The organism is Hufsiella ginkgonis, from assembly GCF_009834915.1.
Taxonomy (GTDB): Bacteria; Bacteroidota; Bacteroidia; order Sphingobacteriales; family Sphingobacteriaceae; genus Hufsiella; species Hufsiella ginkgonis.
This window is the reverse complement of sequence record NZ_WVHS01000001.1, coordinates 450,169-472,810: the sequence shown is the minus strand read 5'-3', so window position 1 is coordinate 472,810 and position 22,642 is coordinate 450,169. Positions and strand designations below refer to the sequence as shown.

General features: G+C 51.6%; 18 protein-coding genes. 16 read left to right on the top strand and 2 right to left on the bottom strand.

The annotated features are described in order from the left end of the window. The first annotated feature begins 167 nt into the window (after positions 1-167). Positions 168-920 (top strand): slipin family protein, encoded by a 753-nt coding sequence (locus tag GS398_RS01905; protein WP_160905047.1) that lies wholly within the window; start codon positions 168-170, stop codon positions 918-920. 80 nt (positions 921-1,000) lie between these two features. Next, complete coding sequence (locus GS398_RS01900) at positions 1,001-2,938, top strand: KUP/HAK/KT family potassium transporter (protein WP_160905046.1); 1,938 nt, start codon at positions 1,001-1,003, stop codon at positions 2,936-2,938. Positions 2,939-3,078: 140 nt separating this feature from the next. Here the strand turns inward: GS398_RS01900 and GS398_RS01895 are convergent, their stop codons facing one another. Continuing rightward, positions 3,079-5,367 carry a PAS domain S-box protein gene (locus GS398_RS01895; protein WP_160905045.1) on the bottom strand — a complete coding sequence of 763 codons (2,289 nt, stop codon included), beginning with the start codon at positions 5,365-5,367 and terminating at the stop codon, positions 3,079-3,081. Between the two features lie 899 nt (positions 5,368-6,266). Here GS398_RS01895 and GS398_RS01890 point away from each other — a divergent pair. From GS398_RS01890 to GS398_RS01850, 9 genes are all read left to right on the top strand, one after another. Continuing rightward, entirely contained in the window at positions 6,267-7,019 is a 753-nt protein-coding gene (locus tag GS398_RS01890) for a phosphatase PAP2 family protein (RefSeq protein WP_160905044.1), read from the top strand. A gap of 4 nt (positions 7,020-7,023) precedes the next feature. Continuing rightward, positions 7,024-7,299, top strand: coding sequence for an EamA family transporter (locus GS398_RS01885; protein ID WP_160905043.1), 276 nt, complete (start codon positions 7,024-7,026; stop codon positions 7,297-7,299). Between the two features lie 4 nt (positions 7,300-7,303). Continuing rightward, a complete protein-coding gene (locus tag GS398_RS01880; protein WP_160905042.1) occupies positions 7,304-7,564 on the top strand; it encodes a sensor histidine kinase in 261 nt (86 codons plus the stop codon). Between the two features lie 66 nt (positions 7,565-7,630). Continuing rightward, entirely contained in the window at positions 7,631-8,050 is a 420-nt protein-coding gene (locus GS398_RS01875) for a PepSY-like domain-containing protein (protein WP_160905041.1), read from the top strand. A 74-nt stretch (positions 8,051-8,124) separates the two neighbouring features. Then, on the top strand, positions 8,125-9,390 hold the full coding sequence (locus tag GS398_RS01870; protein ID WP_160905040.1) for a TolC family protein: 1,266 nt from the start codon (positions 8,125-8,127) through the stop codon (positions 9,388-9,390). A 1-nt stretch (position 9,391) separates the two neighbouring features. After that, complete coding sequence (locus GS398_RS01865) at positions 9,392-10,315, top strand: efflux RND transporter periplasmic adaptor subunit (RefSeq protein WP_160905039.1); 924 nt, start codon at positions 9,392-9,394, stop codon at positions 10,313-10,315. A gap of 3 nt (positions 10,316-10,318) precedes the next feature. Next, on the top strand, positions 10,319-13,372 hold the full coding sequence (locus tag GS398_RS01860; protein ID WP_160905038.1) for an efflux RND transporter permease subunit: 3,054 nt from the start codon (positions 10,319-10,321) through the stop codon (positions 13,370-13,372). 72 nt (positions 13,373-13,444) lie between these two features. Continuing rightward, entirely contained in the window at positions 13,445-13,867 is a 423-nt protein-coding gene (locus tag GS398_RS01855) for a YncE family protein (RefSeq protein WP_160905037.1), read from the top strand. Between the two features lie 38 nt (positions 13,868-13,905). Beyond that, entirely contained in the window at positions 13,906-14,103 is a 198-nt protein-coding gene (locus GS398_RS01850) for a hypothetical protein (RefSeq protein ID WP_160905036.1), read from the top strand. Between the two features lie 10 nt (positions 14,104-14,113). On the opposite strand, the gene GS398_RS01845 is transcribed toward GS398_RS01850, so the two are convergent. Then, positions 14,114-14,707: an HD domain-containing protein gene (locus GS398_RS01845; RefSeq protein ID WP_160905035.1), complete on the bottom strand. Its 594-nt coding sequence runs from the start codon at positions 14,705-14,707 to the stop codon at positions 14,114-14,116. 123 nt (positions 14,708-14,830) lie between these two features. Between GS398_RS01845 and GS398_RS01840 the strand changes: the two genes are divergently transcribed. From GS398_RS01840 to GS398_RS01820, 5 genes are all read left to right on the top strand, one after another. Next, positions 14,831-17,290: a TonB-dependent receptor gene (locus GS398_RS01840; protein WP_160905034.1), complete on the top strand. Its 2,460-nt coding sequence runs from the start codon at positions 14,831-14,833 to the stop codon at positions 17,288-17,290. 25 nt (positions 17,291-17,315) lie between these two features. Beyond that, positions 17,316-17,996 (top strand): response regulator transcription factor, encoded by a 681-nt coding sequence (locus tag GS398_RS01835; RefSeq protein WP_160905033.1) that lies wholly within the window; start codon positions 17,316-17,318, stop codon positions 17,994-17,996. Beyond that, positions 17,993-19,246 carry a sensor histidine kinase gene (locus GS398_RS01830; RefSeq protein ID WP_160905032.1) on the top strand — a complete coding sequence of 418 codons (1,254 nt, stop codon included), beginning with the start codon at positions 17,993-17,995 and terminating at the stop codon, positions 19,244-19,246. The genes GS398_RS01835 and GS398_RS01830 overlap by 4 nt, the downstream gene beginning before the upstream one ends. A 73-nt stretch (positions 19,247-19,319) precedes the next feature. Continuing rightward, entirely contained in the window at positions 19,320-20,114 is a 795-nt protein-coding gene (locus GS398_RS01825; RefSeq protein WP_160905945.1) for an efflux RND transporter permease subunit, read from the top strand. 329 nt (positions 20,115-20,443) lie between these two features. Continuing rightward, a complete protein-coding gene (locus GS398_RS01820; RefSeq protein WP_160905031.1) occupies positions 20,444-22,360 on the top strand; it encodes a hybrid sensor histidine kinase/response regulator in 1,917 nt (638 codons plus the stop codon). Positions 22,361-22,642 lie beyond the last annotated feature (282 nt).

Here is a 22,642-nt window from a genome sequence, read left to right as displayed (position 1 = left end):
CCTTCCATTTTGAAATGGTAGTCAATTTTGTCTTTCGTATCGATAAAATATAGATGTACTGTAAGTCAATTGTTTACACCGCAACTTCCTGCGCTGGTGCATTATTTGAGCGAACGTTATAGCCGGTGATCTTAAGATAGTGACCGGTCTTACCAAAAACTCAAAAAATGACACTTTTATTTATTCTTCCCATAGTCCTGCTGCTTGCGGCAGGCTTTCGTATCGCACAGGAGTATGAACGTGCAATCGTGTTCAGGCTGGGCCGTTACAGTTCGGTAAAGGGCCCGGGCTGGTACTGGATCATCCCGCTCGTCGACAGGCAGCGGACCATCGATATGCGTACCCGTACGGTGGACCTTGAGCAGCAGGAAACCATCACCAAAGACAGCGTGACCATTAAAGTGAACGCAGTTTTATGGTTCAGGGTCACCGACCCGAAACGGGCGATCATCGAAGTCGACAATTACAAAATGGCGGTATACCAGTTTTCGGTAACCGCGCTTCGTAACATTATCGGTCAGCATGAGCTGGACGAAGTGCTTAAATCGCGCGAAAAAATTAACAGCACCCTTCAGAAAATGGTGGACGCAGCTACGGAGCCCTGGGGTATCAAGATCGAAATGGTAGAAATGAAGGACGTGGAGATCCCGACCTCCATGCAGCGGGCGATGGCGCGGGAAGCGGAAGCGGTCCGTGAGAAGCGTGCGCGTATTATTAAAGCCGAAGCAGAGCTCGAAGCCTCCCTTAAGCTTACCCAGGGCGCCCGGGAAATGGAAAAAAGCCCGATGGCGCTGGAACTTCGCCGGATGCAGATGATCTCCGAGATCGGTATCGACAACAACACAACCACCATCATGATGATTCCCTCCGAATTTGCTACCGCCGCAAAGGGATTGGCACAATTGGCCGCGAATAACTAAGCGGATCCTTAAAATATTACATTAAAGCACATTAGCAAAAAACCAGGAGGGATCAGTTGTGTTCCCTCCTTAGACATAATATGGGAAATCATAAAGACGCACACAAACTGTCGGCCGCCGGCCTTCTTATCAGCCTTGGAATTATTTACGGGGACATAGGCACTTCACCGCTTTACGTTTTCACTGCCATTATCGGCACCAGGATAATTACCCCCGAACTCGTTCTTGGAGGATTATCCTGTATTTTCTGGACGCTGACACTGCAAACCACCCTAAAATACGTGATCATCACACTGCAGGCTGATAACAAAGGTGAAGGCGGTATTTTTTCGCTATACTCCCTGGTTAAACGTAAAGCAAAGTGGTTAGTGATCCCTGCCATGGTGGGCGGTAGTGCCCTGCTTGCCGATGGTATTATCACCCCGCCCATTACCGTTTCCTCGGCGATTGAAGGGCTGGAAATCATTTACCCGGGGCTGCCTACCATTCCCATCGTTATCGCCATTCTTACCCTGCTTTTCATCATCCAGCAGTTCGGCACGTCGATAGTAGGCAAGGCGTTCGGGCCTTTAATGTGGCTTTGGTTTACCATGATCGCTGTCCTTGGATGTGCCTATGTGCTCCAGTCTCCCGGAATCCTTAAAGCGATCAATCCATATTATGCCTGGCATTTACTCTCCACCTATCCGCAAGCCTTTATCATCCTGGGAGGCGTCTTTCTCTGTACAACAGGAGCAGAGGCACTGTATTCGGACCTTGGTCATTGCGGGCGCTCCAATATCCGGATCAGCTGGATCTATGTGAAGACCTGCCTTTTACTTAATTATTTTGGCCAGGGTGTATGGCTGTTAAGCAAAAGCGGGCGGTTACTTGGGGAGGACAAGCCATTTTACCACCTGATGCCTGAATGGTTTCTTCCCTTTGGGATCGGGATAGCCACCCTGGCCGCGATCATCGCCAGCCAGGCGCTGATTTCAGGCTCGTTCACCTTAATTGCGGAAGCCGTTCGCCTCAACTTATGGCCAAAGGTGAAGATCAACTATCCTTCCCTGCAGAAGGGACAGCTATACGTACCTTCCATGAACTGGATCTTGTGGATAGGCTGCATCATCGTGATGCTCATTTTCAAGGAATCCACCCGTATGGAGGCGGCTTACGGGCTATCCATTACCGTCACCATGCTCATGACCACCATTCTTGTAGGTATGTTTTTAAGCCGGCGCAAATATCCTGTTTACCTGATCGTCATTTTTCTTACCCTTTACGGGATTATCGAGATCACCTTCCTGTCTGGTAATATCGCTAAGATCCTGCATGGCGGCTGGTTTACTCTTTTGTTGGGCAGTATCCTGTTTTCGGTGATGTGGGCGTGGTCCAAAGGCCGCCGGATCAAGAACAACTACGTGAATTTCGTGGAGGTTGAGGATCACTTCCCTATCATCCGCGAGTTAAGCGAGGACACTTCTGTGCCAAAATATGCTTCCCAGCTTATTTATCTCACCAGCGCGAACTTTAACTCGGAGATCGAATCGAAGATCATCTATTCTATCATTCAGAAGTACCCGAAACGCGCTGATGTGTACTGGCTGATCCACGTCGACGTAACCGACGAGCCTTTCACCAGTGAATACAAAGTGGACTTCCTGATCCCGGGCAAGCTCATCCGGATCGATTTTAAGCTCGGGTTCAAGGTTGAGCCACAGATCAACCGTTTCTTCCGCGTTGCCGTTGAAGATCTTGTAAAGAACAAAGAAGTCGACATTGCCAGCAGGTACGAGTCACTTAGCAGGCATGGCATTGTCGGGGATTTCCGCTTTGTCGTGCTTGAAAGGATTCTCGGAAGGGCCGCACACCTCAACCTGGTAGACAGAATAGCCGTCACCCTTCATTCCATGCTTAAGGAGATCAGTATCTCGGATGCAAAGAGTTTCGGGCTTGACGTGAGCTTTGTTACGATAGAAAGAGTGCCGCTTATAGTCGATATTGCGCCGATGAAGGATTTCAGGAGGATTACCTAGCTAGCTGCACATGGTCTTTCGAGGTGCCAGCCTTAAGAAGAAAGGGTTTATCGGGGAGTCAGCCCACCAAGCAGATAAACGTACCACGATCTTGTTGCGTCCTGGTAGGGAAAGGGGTCAGTTACTTGCAATGATCGTTACTAATATCTGTCCAGGATAAAATAAAACGTCGAACCGACGTTCTCCTGGCTTTCCACCTCGATCTTGCTGTTATGGGCGCTTAAAATTTCTGACACGAGGTACAGCCCGATACCGAATCCTGATACTGTTTTTAATTTATCATTATTTGCGCGGTAAAAGCGGTCGAAGAGCTTCTTCTGGTCATCGGGACTAATGCCCATACCCTCATCGCTCACGTAAATTTTTACCTTGTCATTCATCGTTTCGCAGCCTAAGACGATCCGGCCTCCGTCCGGGGAGTATTTAACGGCGTTGCTTAGCAGGTTTGTCAGTACCTGTCCTATTTTATCACGGTCGGCATTCAGCGTTATTCCCCCGCAACCTACAAGACTGATAGTATGCTTTGAGGTTAGCAGTTGCACATCCGCCACAATTTCGTGTGCCAGCTCACTGAACTCGAATGAGGTTATGCGCAGCGGGATCCTTCCTTCCGTGATACGGACCAGGCTCAGGAAATCGTGTATCATAGCGATCATCTTTTTCGCCTGGACTTCAGTTCTGGTCAGCGCGTTGATACGAAAATCGTCGCCTTCCTTATGGGCTTTCGCCAATAGTAGTTGTATATAGGAATTTATCGTGGTCAACGGCGTTTTCAGCTCATGGCTTACCATGGCGACAAAATCGTTTTTTCGTTGTTCCTCCAGTTTTTTTTCCGTGATATCCCTCGCGATTTTTGAAGCGCCGATAATATTCCCTTGCTTATCTTTAAGGGGAGAGACGGTTAGCGAAACATCAATAAGCCTGCCGTCTTTTGTAAGCCTTTTAGTCTCAAAATGCTTAAGTCTTTCTCCTTTTTTTAAACGGTCGATTATCTGGGGCTCCTCGTCGTGCCTGTCCTCAGGAATGAGCTTATAGATCGTTTCGCCGATAATTTCCTCAGCGCTATAACCGAACATTCGTTGTGCCGAATCATTCCAACTGGTGATCACGCTTTCTAGTGTCTTGCTGATGATCGCGTCATCCGATGATTCTACGATCGCCGCCAGTTTTGCGCTCCGTTCTTCCGCCTGTTTGATGTCGGTGATGTCCAGGGCGATGATCAGGCCGGCCTCCACTTCATTGGCCCGGTTCCTGAGCGGCACGAAGTGTACCGTATAAATTTCGCCGGTTGCTGCTGTTCTTTCCACCGAAAACTGCTCGCCGGCAATCACACGATCATATAAATGCCGGGAAGCCTCATATCGCTCGGGAGTGATATCTCCCGGATGCTTGCCGGCATAATCTTTACTGTTATACCCCAACTTCTCCATAATATCACCTTCGATGGTGATGAAGCGGTGATCTTTATCGATCATGATGATCAGTGATCTGGGGATATTTAACGCGATGGACCTGAAAAGCTTTTCGCTTCTCACCAGGCTGCGCTGGGTTTCGACCAATTCCTCGTTCGTAACCGTTAGCTCTTCATTCACTGCGGCCAATTCCTCATTGATCGCGGCATATTCTTCGTTGGCGGACGCCAGTTCTTCATTAAGGGCTTGGAACTCCTCGGAATTTTCTTCGATACTTCTTCTGGCCAGTACTTTATCGGTGACCTCTATAGCCACGATCATAATGGCATCAACCGTTCCGCCAACATCCCTCATAGGCTCATAAACGAAGTCGACGTAAATGACTTCGGCCTTACCGTTCCTGATGAGCATGATCCGGTGCTCTTTGGCGTGGTAGGTTTCTCCCGTTTGCAGTACATGGTCCGTGATCGGTGAATAAATAGCGGCCGCCTCGGCATTCACTTCCCAGTAGGGAGTCGTTTCAAGCTGTTCCCGGCGTTTACCGATGATCTCCAGGAAAAGATCGTTTACTTCCTCAACCATCAAAGGGCTGCCCTTAACGACGCACATCCCCACAGGCGCCTGCCTGACCATATTACGGGTATTTTGCTGAAGGATGTTAAGCCGCTCTATCGCACGTACCTTTTCGGTAGTTTCCACGCAGGTCACCAATATACCGCAGACGTGCCCATTTGCATTACGTATGGGGCTGTACGAAAAGTCAAAATAGCAATTTTCAAGATACCCGTTCCGGTCAAGCGGCACCATGAGATCCCGGAAACTTACCGTCCGGCCGTTCATTACCTCTCCGAACATCGGGCCTATGGTATCCCAGATCTCGGCATAGGTATCCCGGGCGCTTCGCCCGATTGCCTTGGGATGCTTGGTTTTCCCGTTTATCGGCCGGAAAGGATCATTGTATAACTGGATATAATCCTCGCCCCAGCAGATTAATGTCGGAAAAGCGGACGCGAGCATGATACTGACCGTTTGCTTTAACGCCGGGGACCAGCTTTCTGGTGTCCCCAAAGACGTCGCGGACCAATCATGGGAGCGTAATAATTCTCCCATTTCTCCGCCACCTGCTAAAAACATTTGGCCTGGATCCTGCGTTCCGTTACTTGTCATATAAATACTTAAGGCGTAATGGCCTGTTATTAGTTAAAAGCGTTGTTTTTAACTTTAGCAGCCAGCTGATGAACTCAACACAAACGCAAAAAGACGCGCCGTGTTTTAACTTTATAAATCGGACTTCTCTGGTAACTATTGGCCAGCTAATGTAAAGCACGACATTCGATCAACGGGTTAAGAATGTGATCCGCCGCAAGCTCTGCGATCATCCGCTGTATTTCACCGTAAAACGGAACTTATCGGTTCACCATGTCATCAAAAACATTGGCCACCTTGGCCCGAACTTGAAGTCGGAGGCCTTGTTGATCTCGTTTTTAAAGACTTCATCCCTGTACGTATCTGATGTATTCATGCCGAAAGTAACACATGAATTTTGAAGGAAATCCGGAGACGATACATCAAAGCAAGGAATAGGTGCCCGGTACAAGAAACGGCCTCCTGGTCTTGTGAATAACTTGATCCTAATAGCCACGATCGGCTTCCGAAGCCTCAAGGCTGAACTTCGTATCAACCAATGAAAGCTTGCCGGTCGACCGCCCCTAAAATAGCGCAAGCGCCCTGGGCCCGAAAATGATCAGGCCACTGATAACCGAATTGATCGCCACGATGGTTACGGCCCCGGCGGCCCTATCTTGCCGCCCTACAGAATATCTACAAAATTGCGGGGTAACTTCGATCTTATGAAGCTATCTTTAACACGCTGCCGGTTCAGAAAACTGCAAAAAGCGGGGAAATCCGCTATTTGCATGCTGATATTTTTTTCGCCTGCCGCCATGGTTTCCGCGAACTGCAGGGATACGCTGTTAGCCGATACCCTCCCTGTAACTAACACGGCATTAGCGCCAGCGCTGAAAACGCACGAATTTCTGCCTCCGGCGATCATGATCGGCTACGGGTTTCTATCACTCGGGAATAAGGCCGTCCGCAGGCTCGATTTTAGCGTGCAGGCCGATATGAGCGAAGATCACCCGGGATTTGTGACGACTGCCGATAATTTTATTCAATATACGCCTGCGGCCGCTACGTTTGCGCTTGGTCTGGCCGGGTTGAAGGGACGGAGCAGCTTTGTTGATCGTTCCTTATCCTTCGCGCTGTCCATGGCGATCATGAACACCGCCGTCGTTTTCCTTAAACGGGAGGTCGGAAGGGAGCGTCCCGACGGTTCATCAACCACCTCCTTCCCCTCCGGCCATACGGCGCTGGCGTTCGTGGGCGCGGAGATGATGTACCAGGAGTACGGCTACCGGTCCCTTTGGTTCGGGGTCGCGGGGTATTCCCTGGCTACGGCCACCGGGATACTGCGCGTGTATAATAACGTTCACTGGCTCAGCGACATCGTGGCGGGTGCCGGGTTCGGCATACTTTCTACCAAGTTGGCTTACGCCATCTACCCGCAGTTAAAAAAGCGTATATTCGGGAACAGAGCTCCTCGTCTTACATTTTTGCCCGCTATAATAAATAAGAAAACAGCTTTCACGTTAAATTACAAATTCAGATAGACGAATGTGGTGGTTCTATGCGCTTTTATCGGCGGTATTCGCGGCGGCAACGACAATACTCGCCAAAATCGGCCTGAAAGGGGTCGACGCTGATCTTGCCACGGCGATCCGTACGGTGGTAATCGTCGTAATGGCCTGGGCAATAGTCCTGGCCCGGCATGCTGACAAGGGCCTGGCCGGTTTATCGAGACAAAACTGGACGTTCCTGGTACTCTCCGGGCTCGCTACAGGGGGTCACGGCCGAGGGGCATCCGTTCCTGACGGAGGTTTTACTCAATAATTTATTGCTCAATACGCTGCGGCACAGCGAAGGGTCGGCAAGGATAGAGATCAGTCTTGAAGTGGGAAGGTTTACGGTATCCAACCCGGGAAGTGAGCCGCTCGACAAGGATAAATTGTTTAAGCGTTTTACTTCGGCGTCTACGAAGAATCCCGGAAGCGGCCTCGGACTGGCCATCGTCAGGCAGATCGCCAACAGGTACGGCTGGAAGGTAGAATATCGATTTCAGGCAGGCAGACAACAGTTTACTGTTCTTTTCACCTGACAGCTCCTTTGCAACTTCAGAATCTCTCCAGCTTTCCCGTCTACTTTCGGAAAAAAACTGATCGTTATGAAAGCTTTTCGAGTTATTTTGCTTGCGGCGATGGCCGTGACATCCTTTCCGGCACTTGCGCAAAAACTGAACGCCGCTAAAGTTCCCGTGGCGGTTAAGGCGGCTTTTATTAAAGCTCATCCTGGTACTAAAGTACGATGGGACCGGGAGGACAAAGATTACGAGGCAGGATTTACGGTAGCCGGGAAAGAAGCCAGCGAGGTTTACAGCGCCGCCGGGATCAAATTATCATCTGAAACTGAGATCAACGTTTCAGAGCTCCCCGCCACGGTAATAAGCTATGTGAAAACACACTACAAGGGTGCCAAGATCGCAGAAGCGGCTAAAATAGTTAATCAGGACGGCGTGGTGAATTACGAGGCAGAGGTAAAAGGAAAGGACCTGGTATTTGACGCGAAGGGCAGCCTGATAAAATAACCGTCTTGTTTACTGGTGTCTCAATGTACATTCGCTTGCCGGACGTTATTGGCCGGAACTAATATTATCATGGTATGTTAATTCTCACTTACGGTCGGCTTTGGAAATTCATCTTTTTTAGCCTGTTTTTAGGTTTATGCAGCCTTGCGGAACTTCGGGCGCAGGAGCGCACGCTTGATTTCTTCCTTAACCAGGCGACGAAGAACAGCCCCTTGCTGAGAGATCTTTCCGGCCAGCAAAGCGCGCTCGCGTTGGACAGCATCCTGCTCCGGGCCCAGCAGAGGCCACAGGTAAAGGCGACGTCGAGCGGTTTATATGCACCGGTAATTAAAGGATGGGGTTATGATGAGGCGCTTTCCAACGGGCAGTCGCTCGACGCGCTGCTCGGCATCGATTACGTGGTCATGGGCAAACAGCGAAAAAACGCTCTTTTCGAGGCCCTGAAAATTCGCGGGGACTCGGCACGGTATGCCGTGCGGATCACTGAACTGGATATTCGAAGAAGTATCGCCGAGCAATATATCGCTGCTTATGCCAGCCAGCAGCAGGCCTTGTTCAGCCGCGAAGTAAGCGCCCTGCTGGGACGCGAGGACACCATCCTGAGAACGCTGACCCGTGCCAACACCTACAAGCAAACCGACTACCTGGCGTTCCTGGTCACTTTCCAGCAGCAGAAACTCGCAGGCAGACAGGCTGAGATCTCCTATAAAACGGACCTTGCTACGCTCTATTACCTTGCCGGGATAGCCGACACCATTACCGTACCGCTGAGCCCGCCCGCATTTGCGGAGACGCGACCCGTTTCACTGCCGAACAGCATCTTTCTTCAAAAATTCCGGCTCGATAGCGTGCGGATCGAAGGCGAGCGGGCGGCCGTTGACTTAGCGTATAAGCCGCAGATCGGCATATTCGCCAACGCAGGGTATAATTCTTCATTCATTTTGCAGCCGTACAAGAATTTCGGGACCAGCGTCGGCTTTTCTGTTTCGGTTCCGATCTACGACGGGCACCAAAAGCGCCTGCAATATTCGAAACTGGAGATCGAAGACCGCACACGTGCATTCTATAGAGACTTTTTTACCGTTCAGCAAAAACAGCAGATCGACTTGCTGAACCGGCAGATCGCGCAAACCGACCAGCTTTTCGATGAGATCGGCTCGCAGGTCAGATTCGCCAAAGGCCTGGTCGAAGCGGACACACGGCTGCTGCAAACCGGCGATGTGACGGTGGCTGATTTTATTATCGCTATTAACGGGTATATGGACGCTCAGAACCTGTACCGTCAAACCGTCATCGATCGGCTCAAACTTCTTAACCAGCTCACTTATTGGAACCGGTAACATGAAAAAACGTCGTATACTTTATCTGGTCTTTTTTTTCCTGTTATTGCAGGCTTGCAGCCGCCCGGCAGGCGATACGGCGGAGGAGGAGGATATCGTTACCCAAACGCCGGTAAAAGTGTCGACCGTCACCGTGGGGCCGCTGAACGACTACGAAGAGTTCAATGCCACGTCCGCCTATCTTGAGCGCAGTATACTCAAGTCGATGATCAGCGGCTATATCACCAGGGCCGCAGTGAAGCCCGGCGATTTCGTAAAGCAGGGACAGGTCATCTTCCAGCTGATCACCAGGGAAGCACGGGCACTGGGAAATTCCGTCAACAAGCTCGATTCAGGATTCCGGTTCTCCGGGATATCCGTTATCCGGGCGGCCAAAAGCGGCTATATCGCAGAGGTGAACCACCAGTTGAACGACTACGTGCAGGAAGGCGAACAGCTTGCCGTGGTCAATAACGGGAACAGCTTCGTGTTCCTTCTTGATCTTCCCTATGAGTCGCGCAAATTACTGCCGGCCAACCGCTATGTCGAGTTGGTCCTTCCTGACGGCGAAAAACTTCGCGGGGCTGTAAGCGAAGCGTTGCCGGCCGTGGATTCGGTTTCCCAGACGCAGCGCTTCTCGGTCCGGGTGAATGCCGCGCACCCCATACCTGAAAAGCTGATCGCTAAAGTCCGGTTAATGAAATCGACCTCGGGATCCGCTCAAACCATCGCCCGGTCGGCCGTATTGACGAACGAAACGGAAGACGGGTTCTGGGTGATGAAGCTCATCAATGACACGACGGCCGTAAAGATACCGGTTGAAAAAGGCGTGCAGAACGACAAGGTCATCGAATTGAAGTCACCCCGGTTTTCGGCATCCGACCGCATCGTCATATCCGGAAATTACGGGCTGGCGGATACCGCCAAAGTCAAAATCATCCGGTAGCGTATGAAGAACCATTTTCTATCCTATAAAAATCCGCTGATCGTGTTGCTGCTGCTGATCATGGGAGGCGGTATTTTCTGTTATTCAAAACTGAAGACCTCGCTGTTCCCCGAGATCACTTTTCCCAAGATCAAGATCATCGCCGATGCCGAACTGCAGCCGGTGGATAAAATGATGGTTACGGTGACCCGCCCCCTGGAGCTGGCGGTGAAGCAGGTCCCCGATCTCGAATTGGTACGCAGCACCACCAGCCGTGGCAGCTGCGAGATCTCCGCGTTCATGACGTGGAATGCCGGCATCGACCTGGCGCAGCAGCGCATCGAATCGCAGATCGCCCGGATCAGGAATGATCTCCCCGCGGGGATCAGCATCTCCGTGGAGCGCATGAACCCCTCGATCCTGCCGGTCAGCGGCTACACGCTGGAAAGCCACACCCGCTCGCCGATCGAGCTGAAACAGTTGGCGACCTATACGATCAAGCCGTTTCTTTCGCAGGTGGCGGGAGTCTCGGAGATCCGGGTTATCGGCGGCCGTTCCAAAGAGTACTGGCTGGAGCTGGATAACCAGCGCATGAGTGCGCTGTCCGTTACCCCCGGCCAGGTGCGCGACGCCTTCGGGCAGGCGAACTTCATCCGGTCGAACGGTTTCCTGGCCGACTATAACCACCTCTACCTGTCCATTACGGACGCTACGCTTCATGGAAAAGAAGACCTGGAAAACCTGGTCATAAGCAATAACGGGAAACGGGTGGTAAGAATAAAAGATATCGCCCGGGTCCAGGTAGAGGAAGGTGTGGAGTATACTCGGATCAACGCCAACGGCAGGGACGGCCTGCTGGTAGCCGTCATCAAGCAGCCGAACGCGAACCTGGTCGACCTTTCCAACGACATGGAAAAGAAAGTCGCAGCGCTGCAGAAGATCCTGCCGGGCGACGTGACGCTTAAACCTTATTACGTGCAGGCGGATTTCGTGAACGAATCTATCCGCAGCGTGAGCGACAGCCTTTGGGTGGGGATCGCCCTGGCGATCATAGTGGCTATCGTCTTCCTGCGATCGGTAAAAGCTAGCGCGACGATCCTGGTCACGGTGCCGGTGACCCTGCTTCTTACCATCATCGTGCTCTATACGATCGGTTATACGCTGAACATTATGACGCTTGGCGCGATAGCCGCCGCCATCGGCCTGATCATCGATGACGCGATCGTGGTCGTGGAGCAGATCCATCGTACCCACGAAGAGCATCCTGGCGAGCCGACATCATCGCTGCTGGGCAAAGCCGTCCGTTACCTGTTCCCGGCCATGCTGGGCTCATCGATCAGCACCATCGTGATCTTCGTACCGTTCCTGCTGATGACCGGGGTGGCGGGCGAGTACTTTAACGTGATGACCAATACGATGATCATTGCGCTGGTCTGCTCTTTTTTTGTAACCTGGCTCGGCCTGCCGGTGGTGTATTTGCTCTTAACGCGCGAAGATAAGCAGAATAAGATGCCGGGATCCGGGAGGGCAGAACACGGACATGAGGTAAAAAAGCAGGCATGGGTCGGATACGTGATCAGGTGGCCGGCGATCAGTATCGTGATCGCAGCTTTGCTGGTCGCTTCCATCGTGCTGGTTTTGCCGCGGCTGGAAACCGGCTTCCTGCCCGAAATGGACGAAGGGAGCATCGTGCTGGATTACACTTCACCTCCCGGAACTTCGCTAGAGGAGACCGACAGGATGCTGCGGGAAGTCGAGAAAATCCTGGCGGAAATTCCCGAGATACAGGCTTATTCACGGCGTACCGGTACGCAGATGGGCTTTTTCATCACCGAGCCGAACAACGGCGACTATCTCATCCAGCTTAGGAAAAAAAGAGATAAGAGCACCGACGAGGTGATCGAGGACATCCGCGCCCGGGTCGAATCCACCCAGCCGGCGCTTACGGTCGATTTCGGGCAGGTGATCGGCGATATGCTCGGCGATCTCATGAGCTCCACCCAGCCCATCGAGCTGAAGATCTTCGGCACCGACCAGGAAAGACTGCAGGAGCTCTCGAAAGCCGTCGCAGATGTGGTGACCGGCGTGAAAGGTACCGCCGACGTCTTCGACGGGATCGTGATCGCTGGGCCGTCCGTGAACATTACGCCCGATCAGTCGCGCCTCTCGCAATACGGGATCACCCTGGCCGACTTCCAGTTCCAGATGCAAACCGCGCTCGAAGGGAACGTGGTGGGGAACCTGTATGATAAGCAGCAGCTTTCACCCATCCGTATGGTTTACCCCGGTAACCGGCAGTTCGGGCTGGCATCGATAGACAAGATGAAGATCTTTTTGCCCGGCGGGAACACGGTACCCGTTACGAACCTTGCCTCGGTAACGATCGCGCCCGGCCAGGCCGAACTGGAACGGGAGAACCTTCAATCGATCGGGGTCGTGTCCGCCCGGTTGGATAACCGGGATCTTGGCGGAGCGGTAACCGATATCAAGCAAGGCATTGCCGAAAAGATCAGCCTGCCGCAGGGCTATTACATTGAGTATGGCGGGGCCTATGCCGAGCAACAGCGCTCGTTCAACGAGCTGCTTACGATACTGATCACTTCCAGCCTGCTCGTTTTCGGGGTCATTCTGTTCCTGTACCGGGATTTCCGGATCGCTTTCCTCATCCTGTTCGTCGCGGTGCTGGGGATTGCGGGCAGTTACTTGGCGCTCTACCTGACGGGAACGCCGCTGAACGTGGGCAGCTATACGGGGTTGATCATGATCGTAGGGATCATCGGCGAGAACGCCATTTTTACCTTCCTCCAGTTTAAAGAAACGGTGCGCGATGTTTCCGTGGACGAGGCGATCACGTATTCGATCTCCACGCGGCTCCGGCCGAAGCTGATGACTGCGCTGGGCGCCATTATCGCGCTGATGCCGCTGGCATTGGGTATCGGCGCCGGCGCGCAGCTCCATCAACCCCTGGCTATAGCCGTGATCGGGGGCTTCCTGGCAGCATTGCCGCTGCTGCTTATCGTATTGCCGTCCGGCATCAGGCTGCTTTATGGAAAAAAGGACGAAACGACCCTAACGTAAAGCCATCCAGCTGTAGCCTTGTACAGAATTACTACAGATTGTCTTTGTAATTCGTAGTCTCAAGCCCATATCATGAAATCGAGATCAATCCTCATCACCGCCGCGGCCATCGCACTCGCTGTCCCGGCCTTCGCCCAGCAAAAGACCGGTATGCGTATGCTAAAAACTTTTCCCATCGGTTCTGCAGGAGGGTGGGATTACCTGACCGCGGACAGTCAAAACGGGAAACTCTATATTTCTCATGGCACCCAGGTCAATAGCGAAACGACTAACGAAGTGGTAGTGATCGATGTTAAAACCTATAAAGTAATCAAACGCTTCAAGATCGTAGCGGGCGAGGAACCTACCGGGCTTGCGATCGACCGTACTACCGGCCGGCTCTTCATCGGCTGCGGCGGCAATCAATTGCTGGTGGTGATGGATACTGCTACCGGGAAGAATATCGCCAGCTTTCCCATCGGCAGCTGCGACGGCGTGGCTTTTGAACGCTCCTGAAACAGGTCTATACCTCAAATAGTGAAGGCACGGTCTCGGTGGTGAGGGAGCTGAGCGCCGATAAATTTGAACAATTAGAAGCTATCAAATCCGAGCCCGGGGCCCGCACGATCACTATTGATCCGGCGACACATCATATCTACCTTTCTGCGGCGAAAACGGAACCTCCCGCCGCGGTCGGCGGCCGGCCGAAAGTGGTCCCGGGAACGTTTCATGTGATCGATATCGGGAAATAAGCGCCTTCGTTTAGTACCTGCACCTCAGCAGCTCTATGTTTCGCTCTTTTAACGGCTGAAGGACCTTCTTGCCGTAACTGGTGAAATAGGTTTGAGCAATAAGCGCCTCACAATTCGTCCGCGCCCAATCCTGATCAGAATAGAAGCGGTCCAGGCGCCTTTCCCATTCGAGCCTCAGCCGGTGTTCGTAGTCGGGATAGTTGAGGCTTGCGAAATGAAACAGGTCGGCGTCACAGAGCACCTGGCCGAGCAGATCATTTGGCGATTGAGGGAACCGGGTCGCCTCGATGCAGGAGGCGACCCGGGCGATGCGCTCAATAGGATAGTCTTCATCGCTCAGCCAGACGGAAGCGATAGTTATACTACGATCTTCATGGCCTGAGTAGGTGTGACAATAGCCTGTATCATGAAAACTTGCGGCGATACGCAGGACTTCGATGTCGCCGGCAGGTAACGAGAGATAATCACCGATCAGCGAAACGGCCTCCTTTACTTCACGGGCATGCTGTATATTGTGAAAACCGAATCCCGGAGGCAGAAAAGCCTCCAGGTAATCCATCACATAGCGCTCCGCATTTTTTGTTATCGAGGTTTCGGGTGTCATGAATCGGCGGTTATTTGACCTGGTACGAACATACCGGGTAATTCTGTCGAAACTCTGTAGCGGAAAGAACAGAATGTCTCCAGATTTCCGCTGTAACTATGCAGCAAAATACCATACACCTTCATGAAGCCTGCTTTCGCGTTATTTTTTATCCTGTTCACATTCGCCCTTAAAGCCCAGGTCAAACCGGTACAAGGCCGGGGGAAGATCAGCGGACATGTGATCGACTCCCTTACCCGCCAGCCGGTGGATTATGCTTCCGTTCTGCTTTACGAGAATGGGGCTGCCAGGCCTGTGAACGGCATTACGACGGACCCGCGCGGCAATTTCAATATGACCGGTCTGCCCGACGGGGAATACCGCCTCACCATCGACTTCATCGGCTACAAGCGTACCACGGTTCAACCGGTCATCCTTAACGAGCAGAACCGCACCGTAAATCTCAATGCGCTAACGCTTACTCCGTCACAAACGGAGCTTAGCGCGGTAGCCATTACCGGCAGACCTCCCATTATCGAAAACAAGATCGATAAGATGGTTTACAATGCCCAGAATGATATTAGCGGGCAAGCCGGCATGGCCACTGATATCCTTAAAAAAGTTCCCATGGTCACCGTCGATATAGACGGCAACGTAGAGCTCCAGGGAAATTCCAGCATCCGCTTCCTGATCAACGGGAAGCCTTCCAGCCTCTTCGGCAGCAGTATCGCAAATGCCCTTCAAACCATACCTGCCAGCCAGATCAAGAGCATCGAAGTGATCACCAGCCCGGGTGCGAAATACGATGCCTCAGGCACAGGCGGCATCATCAATATCATCCTGAAAAGCAACAACGTACGGGGCATCAACGGTAATATAAACGCCTCGGCGGGAACACGCCTGGAAAACGGCTCGGCAAGCCTGAACATAAAAGGGCAGAAACTGAGCATCGGAGCTAACCTCGGCGGAAATGCACAGCTGAATACGACCACGGTGAATGGTGTGGACCGGAGCTCGCGGCTTGCCGACACGCTGAATGATCTTGCGCAGCATGGCATCAGCGATGTGAACAGGAAGGGTTACCGTGCCGGGCTAAACTTCGATTGGTCGATGGATAAGAAGAACGATCTTACCGCATCCCTTGGCTACAACCGTTCAAAAAACGCCAGCAGTAACCAGACCGATCAGCTGATCCGTGTTCAGAAGGGAAGTACCCTGCTGTCGAATTCCGCCAGCCTCCTTAAATCAGATAACCATGCTATCGAGCAGGGGCTCGACCTTGGATTGGAATATAAGCACGCTTTTGCCAAAGAGGACCAGGAGATCAGTTTCCAGGTGAATGCCGATCTCGGCAAAGCCACGTCGTTCTACAACCAGGTGCAGCAGGATAATGCCGTTGCTCCCGCCTTTGCGGGATCTACCAGTACCAGCCCGGGCCGGGACAATGAGGCCGAGCTGGCACTGGATTATGTTCACCCGGTGTCGGATAACCTGACGATAGAAACGGGACTGAAAACCGTGATCAACGATATCCACAGCACGGCCGCGGTGTATTCGCTGAACAAGACTACAGGCACATATGTATTTAGTCCTTCACAATCTAACGGGCTGGATTATAAACGTTACGTTTATTCGGCCTACTTGTCCGGTTCCTACCAGCTTTACAAATTCCTTGACGTGAAGACGGGACTGCGCTATGAGCGCACCACCTCCAAAGCCAGCTATTCCCAGGTAGGCAAGGCTGATATCAAGCCATACAATACTTTCGCCCCTTCGGCGGTGGTCTCGCATACGTTCAAGAACGAGGCGACCGTAAAGATCAGCTACAGCTACCGCATCGAGCGCCCGGATTACGAGGATCTGAACCCGTTCATCGACCTTTCTGACCCGCGCAATATCTCCGCTGGCAACCCGGCGCTGCAGCCCGAGATCGGCAATAACTTCGAACTGTCGTACAATAAATCCTTTGATAAAGGCGCTAATATTTTCGTTTCCGCCTTCTGGCGAAAGAATACCAGCGATATCAAGGGCGTGTCCACCTTCTATTCTAATTACACGATCGGGGATTCCGTATACCAGAACGTGACCTTTACCACCCGCCGAAACATCGGGGAAGAGATCCGCGAAGGGGTCAACCTGTCGGGATCATTGCCCGCGGGTAATAAGCTCACCTTGCGTACCAATATCATGCTTGCCAACCAGGCCATCATTAACCGCTATACCGGCGGGCCTAACGTAACGGGTTTCGGTTACCGGGTCAACCTCAACAGCGCTTACCAGGTGAACAGCGATCTTGTGGCAGAGCTGTTCGGCAACTATAACTCCTCACAGAAGAATATCCAGGGGAATCGCCCGGCCTTTTTCTCCTATAACATGGCATTGCGCAAGCAGTTCGCAGCAAAGAAAGGCAGTATCGGCTTATCGGCCACCAACCCGTTCAATAAGTACAATAACCAGACTACGACCGTAACAACGGGCAATTCTACGCGTATCTCGTTTCGGGAAGTGCCCTACAGGTCCTTCGGCGTCGTATTGTCCTATCGTTTCGGCAAGCTGGACTTTAAGAAGGATGAGCAAAGTAATTTACCGGCGCCCATTGAATAATGCTTAGCTTTAAAACGCCATAAGTATGAAGCTTCTGCTCGTTGAAGACGAAACCGGCCTGGCCGAAAGTATCATCGGGTACTTTTCTGAAGACGGCACGGTATGTGAGCTGGCCGGTGATTACGGATCGGGGTCGGAGAAAATATGTATGTATGATTACGATTGTATCCTCCTTGACCTCTCACTCCCCGGCGGTGACGGACTGCGCCTGCTCGAAGAGCTTAAGCGAATGGACAAACAGGAAGGTGTACTGATCATTTCGGCACGCAATTCATTGGACGACCGGCTGAAAGGGCTCAATCTCGGCGCGGATGATTACCTCACCAAGCCCTTTCATCTTTCAGAGCTGAAGGCCCGCGTGATCGCCATCGTACGGCGCAAACAATTCGGCGGCAGTAACCGTGTCATTTTCAACGAGATCGCAGCTGACCTGCTGGCCATGAACGTAACGGTAAAAGGCGTTAAGATCACCCTTACCCGGAAAGAATTCGACCTGCTGGTTTACCTGGTAGCCAACCAGGGAAAAGTGGTGAGTAAGAACGCGATCGCCGAACACCTCTGGGGCGACGAAATGGACCTTTCGGACCGGTTCGATTTTATATATACCCACATTAAAAACCTCCGGAAAAAATTGGTGGAGGCCGGTGCGAAAGATTATCTTAAATCCATGTACGGGGTAGGATATAAATTCGGGTCGGAAGAATGAAACTCGCGCAGCATTATAACCGGGTGAACCTGGTAACTTCGCTTATCGTCCTGGGGCTTACCGGGGTGATCTATTATGCCTTTATCCATTTCATCCTGAGTAAACAGCTGGATAAGGACCTGCTGATTGAAGAAGACGAGATCAGGGAATACGTGCAGACGTACGGAAAGCTGCCCTTGCCGGGCGATTTCAGGGACCAGAAGGTTCATTATATCATTGTGCCTGCGGGCCGTCCGCATGAGCGCCGGTTTGAAGATGTGGAATACCGGAACGACAAAGAGGACGAGATAGAGCCCGGCCGTAGCCTGGAGACGGTCATCAAAGTGGGCGATAAGTTTTACGAGGTGACGATCAGTAAATCAAAGGTCGAATCGGAAGACCTTATCCGCGTCATCTTCCTGATCACGCTGCTGGTAACGGCCGTGCTGCTGATCAGCCTGATCGTTATCAATCGTTTCGTGCTTGGCCGGTTATGGAAGCCGTTCCACTCTACGCTGAACGAAATGAAGGCCTTCAACCTGGCCGATATGAGGGAGCTTTCGCCGGCGCAGACGCATATCGATGAGTTCCGCGAACTAAACACCGCCGCGGCAACGATGGCCTCGCGTGTAAAGGAAGACTACAAGGAGCTTAAAAGTTTTACCGATAACGCCTCTCATGAGATGATGACCCCGCTTGCAGTGATCAATTCGAAGCTCGATACGCTGCTCCAGACGGAGTCATTTTCTGATAAACAAGGCGTGGTCATCGAGGATATTTATATTGCCGTAGGCCGGCTCTCGCGGCTTAATCAGTCATTGCTGTTGCTCGCCCGTATGGAAAACTCGTTGATAGACGATTTCGGAGAGATCGAGCTGTACTCCCAGTTAGAACAAAAGATCCGGCAATTCCAGGAGCTGATCGAACTGAACGGTTTAACGGTCACATTTGCGGGAGAGGTAAAAAGCATCCGCGCCAGCAAGTATTTACTGGATATTCTGCTAAATAACCTGATCGGTAATGCGATCCGGCATAATCACCCCGGCGGCACGGTGATGATCGGGCTGAACAACGGCGGCCTCGCAATTACAAACACCGGGTCTTCACAAGGGCTCGATCCGTCAATAATTTTCAAGCGTTTCAGTAAAGCGGACACATCTGAGGGCATGGGCCTGGGTTTAGCCCTGTCAAGGCAGATCGCTGTTTACCATGGTTACGCGCTGGAGTATCGGTTCCAGGATGAGAAGCATGTATTTTCCATAAGTTTTTGACGTTTTTCCGATAGAGTACTTTCACAAGGAGAAATATTTCGCATAGCATGCTTATTTGATATAAAGTACGGGCATCGAGGATATCCGCGCGCTGCAGATCGATATCCCGCGGGGCAGACGCGTGCCGCTGAAAGATGTCGCCGATGTATATGTAGCACCTACGCCGAACGAGATCGCGCGGGAACAATCCTCCCGCCGGATCGACGTAACCTGTAATACCAAGGGCCGCGATCTCGGTGCCGTCGCCAAAGATATTCAGGCGAAGCTGAGGGAAGTTTCCTTCGGCGCAGGATACCACCCGGAAATCCTGGGCGAATATGCGGAGCGGCAAAAATCGCAGACCCGTTTGTATAGCCTGATGCTGCTCTCGCTCCTGGGTATTTTCCTGATCCTTTATGCCGACTTCCGCTCATACCGTATTGCGACGATGATCTTGTTAAGCCTGCCATCCGCACTTTCGGGATGTATTCTCACTGCATGGATTTCCGGGGGGGTACTGTCCTTTGGGTCACTCGTCGGTTTTGTTACAGTACTCGGGATCGCCGCCCGTAATGCGATCATGCTGATCAGCCATTATCGTCACCTCGAAACGGAAGAGAACGAAAAATTCGGTATACATATGATTATCCGGGGCGCGTTGGAGCGTATAACGCCGATCCTGATGACGGCGCTGGCCGCGTCGCTCGCGCTGCTGCCGATCGTGATCAGCGGGAATAAGCCGGGGCAGGAGATAGAGTACCCGATGGCGATCGTGATCCTGGGAGGACTGACGACCTCAACGGTCCTTAACCTGTTTTTTTTACCGCTCATCTATTGGCGTTTCGGAAAAGCCAGGGAAGCCGTTATGGCTGAACCGGAACTGTCATAAACACTCGGAAAGATCTGTACCGAACCGGCAGCTACCGCTTAATGCCGCCGGTTCGGCCTGGTCCCTGTTGGAATCCACGATTCCTGTACCAGCCGACGCTACGGGCGCACGTTCCCCCCTTGAGCGGCGGGCGTTTTCTTACGGCTTGCATCACGTCAAATTTAAAAGATCTTATTTTTTTAAAACTTCAGATTTCCTTCAGAATTGGAAAATACTTTCTATTCTAATTGATATTGTGATCGCTTTCAGATTTCATTAGGCGGCGCCAATATGCCGCTCATTTTTAAACAATTACGACTAACTGATGTTTAAACCTAAAGTACTTCCAAATGCCCCGGATCCCTCACGCTGACTATACCGACACTGTCTCCGGCTATTGGGATTGGGAGACTGATTCCCGCGAAATTAACGTAGACGATTCTTTAAAGATCTTGTTGGATTTACCGGAGATCGACAATGACCTGGCTTCATGGAAAGAGATAATTAAACCGGGCTACCTGGATATCCTTCGGGAGAATTACATAGCGCACCGGGACAGCCAGGGTAAGATCCCGTTTACGCTTGAAATAGCCCTGCAGCACAAGGACCGCAATAAAATCGTTTGTATCCTGGTGACGGGCAGGCTTATTTGGAACGGGGAGGTTCCGCTTCGTATGACAGGAAGCTATTTTGATATTTCACCGCACAAGCAGGCGGAGAAAGAATTGCAGCGCGTAAAAGACTTTCTCAACAAAACGAATCAAACGGCCAGGGTAGGTGGCTGGGAACTGGACCTGGAAACCGGCAGGGTGATATGGACTGAGGTAACGAAGATGATCTTTGAAGTCCCTGAGGACTATGTACCTGACCGCGGGTCGGCAGCCACCTTTTTTAAAGAAGGTGCCGATCGAAAAAAACTAGGCGACGCCTTTAATAAAGCGGTAAATAAGGGAGTTGATTACGACCTTGAGCTGCAGATCGTTACCGCTAAAGGTAAAACGCGATGGACCCGCACGGTAGGGCACCCTGAATTTCAGGACGGTAAATGCATCAGGCTGTACGGCGTTTTCCAGGATATCGACGAACGCAAAAAACAGGAGGAAGAAATTCGGCTACGTCAACAACAGGCGGATGATGCAACCAATGCCAAAATTGAGTTTTTATCGATCGTGAGCCACGAGATCAGGACCCCGATGAACGCGATCGTCGGTTTCACCAACCTGCTCCTTGACAATCCGCGGCCAGACCAGGTTGAGTATCTGAACGTCCTGCGATTTTCTGCTGATAACCTATTGACCCTGATCAACGATATCCTCGATTTTAATAAGATCGATGCAGGTAAAGTGGTTTTTGAGAACATCGATTTTGACCTGCATGCATTACTTGAAAACATCAGGGCCGCGCAGCAGCAGGAAGCTGACAAGAAAGAGATTCTGTTGACCCTGGAGATCGGGCCGGGAGTGCCGGCACGAATTAAGGGAGATCCTACCCGGTTATCGCAAGTCCTGAACAACCTGGTGGCTAATGCCATAAAGTTCACGCCCGCAGGGAAGGTAGAGCTTAGTACCTCGGTGACAGAAAAAACCGCGACCACCGCTACCCTCTGCTTTGCTGTAAAAGATACCGGGATAGGTATCCCGGAGGACAAGTTGCAGTACATATTCGAGAAATTCTCCCAGGCAAGTTCTGAAACCACGAGAAAATATGGAGGTACGGGGCTGGGCCTTGCTATTTGTAAACGGTTGCTGGAACTGGTTGGAAGCAAGCTTTCCGTGATCAGCAAAGAGGATGAAGGATCATCCTTCTTCTTTGAGCTCAGGTTCAATATCGACGAAAAAACCGCTGCCGAATCTTTATTGAACGCAGCGGCGGACAATTCGGGTTTTCCAGGAAAACGGGTGCTCGTAACGGAAGACAACCCTGTTAACGCAATGCTGGTGCGGAGATTCTTAACGAACTGGCAGATCGAATGCGACGTAGCTGAAAACGGCAGGATAGGTGTTGACAAAGTAGCGAGCGGTAATTACGACCTGGTGCTGATGGACCTGCAAATGCCAGTCATGGACGGTTACGAAGCCACGATCGCTATCAGGAACCTGCCAGGGAAAAAATATAAAGAGCTCCCTATACTGGCATTAACTGCATCAACGGTGTCCGATATGTATGAAAAGGTGATCGCTTCCGGAATGAACGCCTGCCTGACCAAACCGTTTAAACCGGCTCAGCTGCACGAGATGCTTGCTTATTATTTTAATGATCAGAGATAAGTTAAGGTATAATTTAAGGGAGCGTTTTTGTTAGGCAACATGGGAATATTTGTGCATTTACTAATGTCGACAGTTGGGTAATCCTTTCGGATATTGAACAACAGATAAAGGAGAAGATTGAACGGATTGGAACACCGTTAAAAGACTGGGATATACAAATAAGCTACGGCATTAAAACTGGGCTTAACGAAGCTTTTATTGTTGACGGAGGAAAGCGTAAGGAGCTCATTGCACAAGATCCTAAAAGTGAAGAAATTATACGACCGATTCTCAGAGGGCGTG

Bases quoted from the DNA above. Each gene is read 5' to 3' on its own strand.
- GS398_RS01905 (WP_160905047.1), top strand. From the start codon at position 168: ATGACACTTTTATTTATTCTTCCCATAGTCCTGCTGCTTGCGGCAGGC.
- GS398_RS01900 (WP_160905046.1), top strand. From the start codon at position 1,001: ATGGGAAATCATAAAGACGCACACAAACTGTCGGCCGCCGGCCTTCTT.
- GS398_RS01895 (WP_160905045.1), bottom strand. From the start codon at position 5,367: ATGCTCGCGTCCGCTTTTCCGACATTAATCTGCTGGGGCGAGGATTAT.
- GS398_RS01890 (WP_160905044.1), top strand. From the start codon at position 6,267: ATGCTGATATTTTTTTCGCCTGCCGCCATGGTTTCCGCGAACTGCAGG.
- GS398_RS01885 (WP_160905043.1), top strand. From the start codon at position 7,024: ATGTGGTGGTTCTATGCGCTTTTATCGGCGGTATTCGCGGCGGCAACG.
- GS398_RS01875 (WP_160905041.1), top strand. From the start codon at position 7,631: ATGAAAGCTTTTCGAGTTATTTTGCTTGCGGCGATGGCCGTGACATCC.
- GS398_RS01870 (WP_160905040.1), top strand. From the start codon at position 8,125: ATGTTAATTCTCACTTACGGTCGGCTTTGGAAATTCATCTTTTTTAGC.
- GS398_RS01865 (WP_160905039.1), top strand. From the start codon at position 9,392: ATGAAAAAACGTCGTATACTTTATCTGGTCTTTTTTTTCCTGTTATTG.
- GS398_RS01860 (WP_160905038.1), top strand. From the start codon at position 10,319: ATGAAGAACCATTTTCTATCCTATAAAAATCCGCTGATCGTGTTGCTG.
- GS398_RS01855 (WP_160905037.1), top strand. From the start codon at position 13,445: ATGAAATCGAGATCAATCCTCATCACCGCCGCGGCCATCGCACTCGCT.
- GS398_RS01845 (WP_160905035.1), bottom strand. From the start codon at position 14,707: ATGACACCCGAAACCTCGATAACAAAAAATGCGGAGCGCTATGTGATG.
- GS398_RS01840 (WP_160905034.1), top strand. From the start codon at position 14,831: ATGAAGCCTGCTTTCGCGTTATTTTTTATCCTGTTCACATTCGCCCTT.
- GS398_RS01835 (WP_160905033.1), top strand. From the start codon at position 17,316: ATGAAGCTTCTGCTCGTTGAAGACGAAACCGGCCTGGCCGAAAGTATC.
- GS398_RS01830 (WP_160905032.1), top strand. From the start codon at position 17,993: ATGAAACTCGCGCAGCATTATAACCGGGTGAACCTGGTAACTTCGCTT.
- GS398_RS01820 (WP_160905031.1), top strand. From the start codon at position 20,444: ATGCCCCGGATCCCTCACGCTGACTATACCGACACTGTCTCCGGCTAT.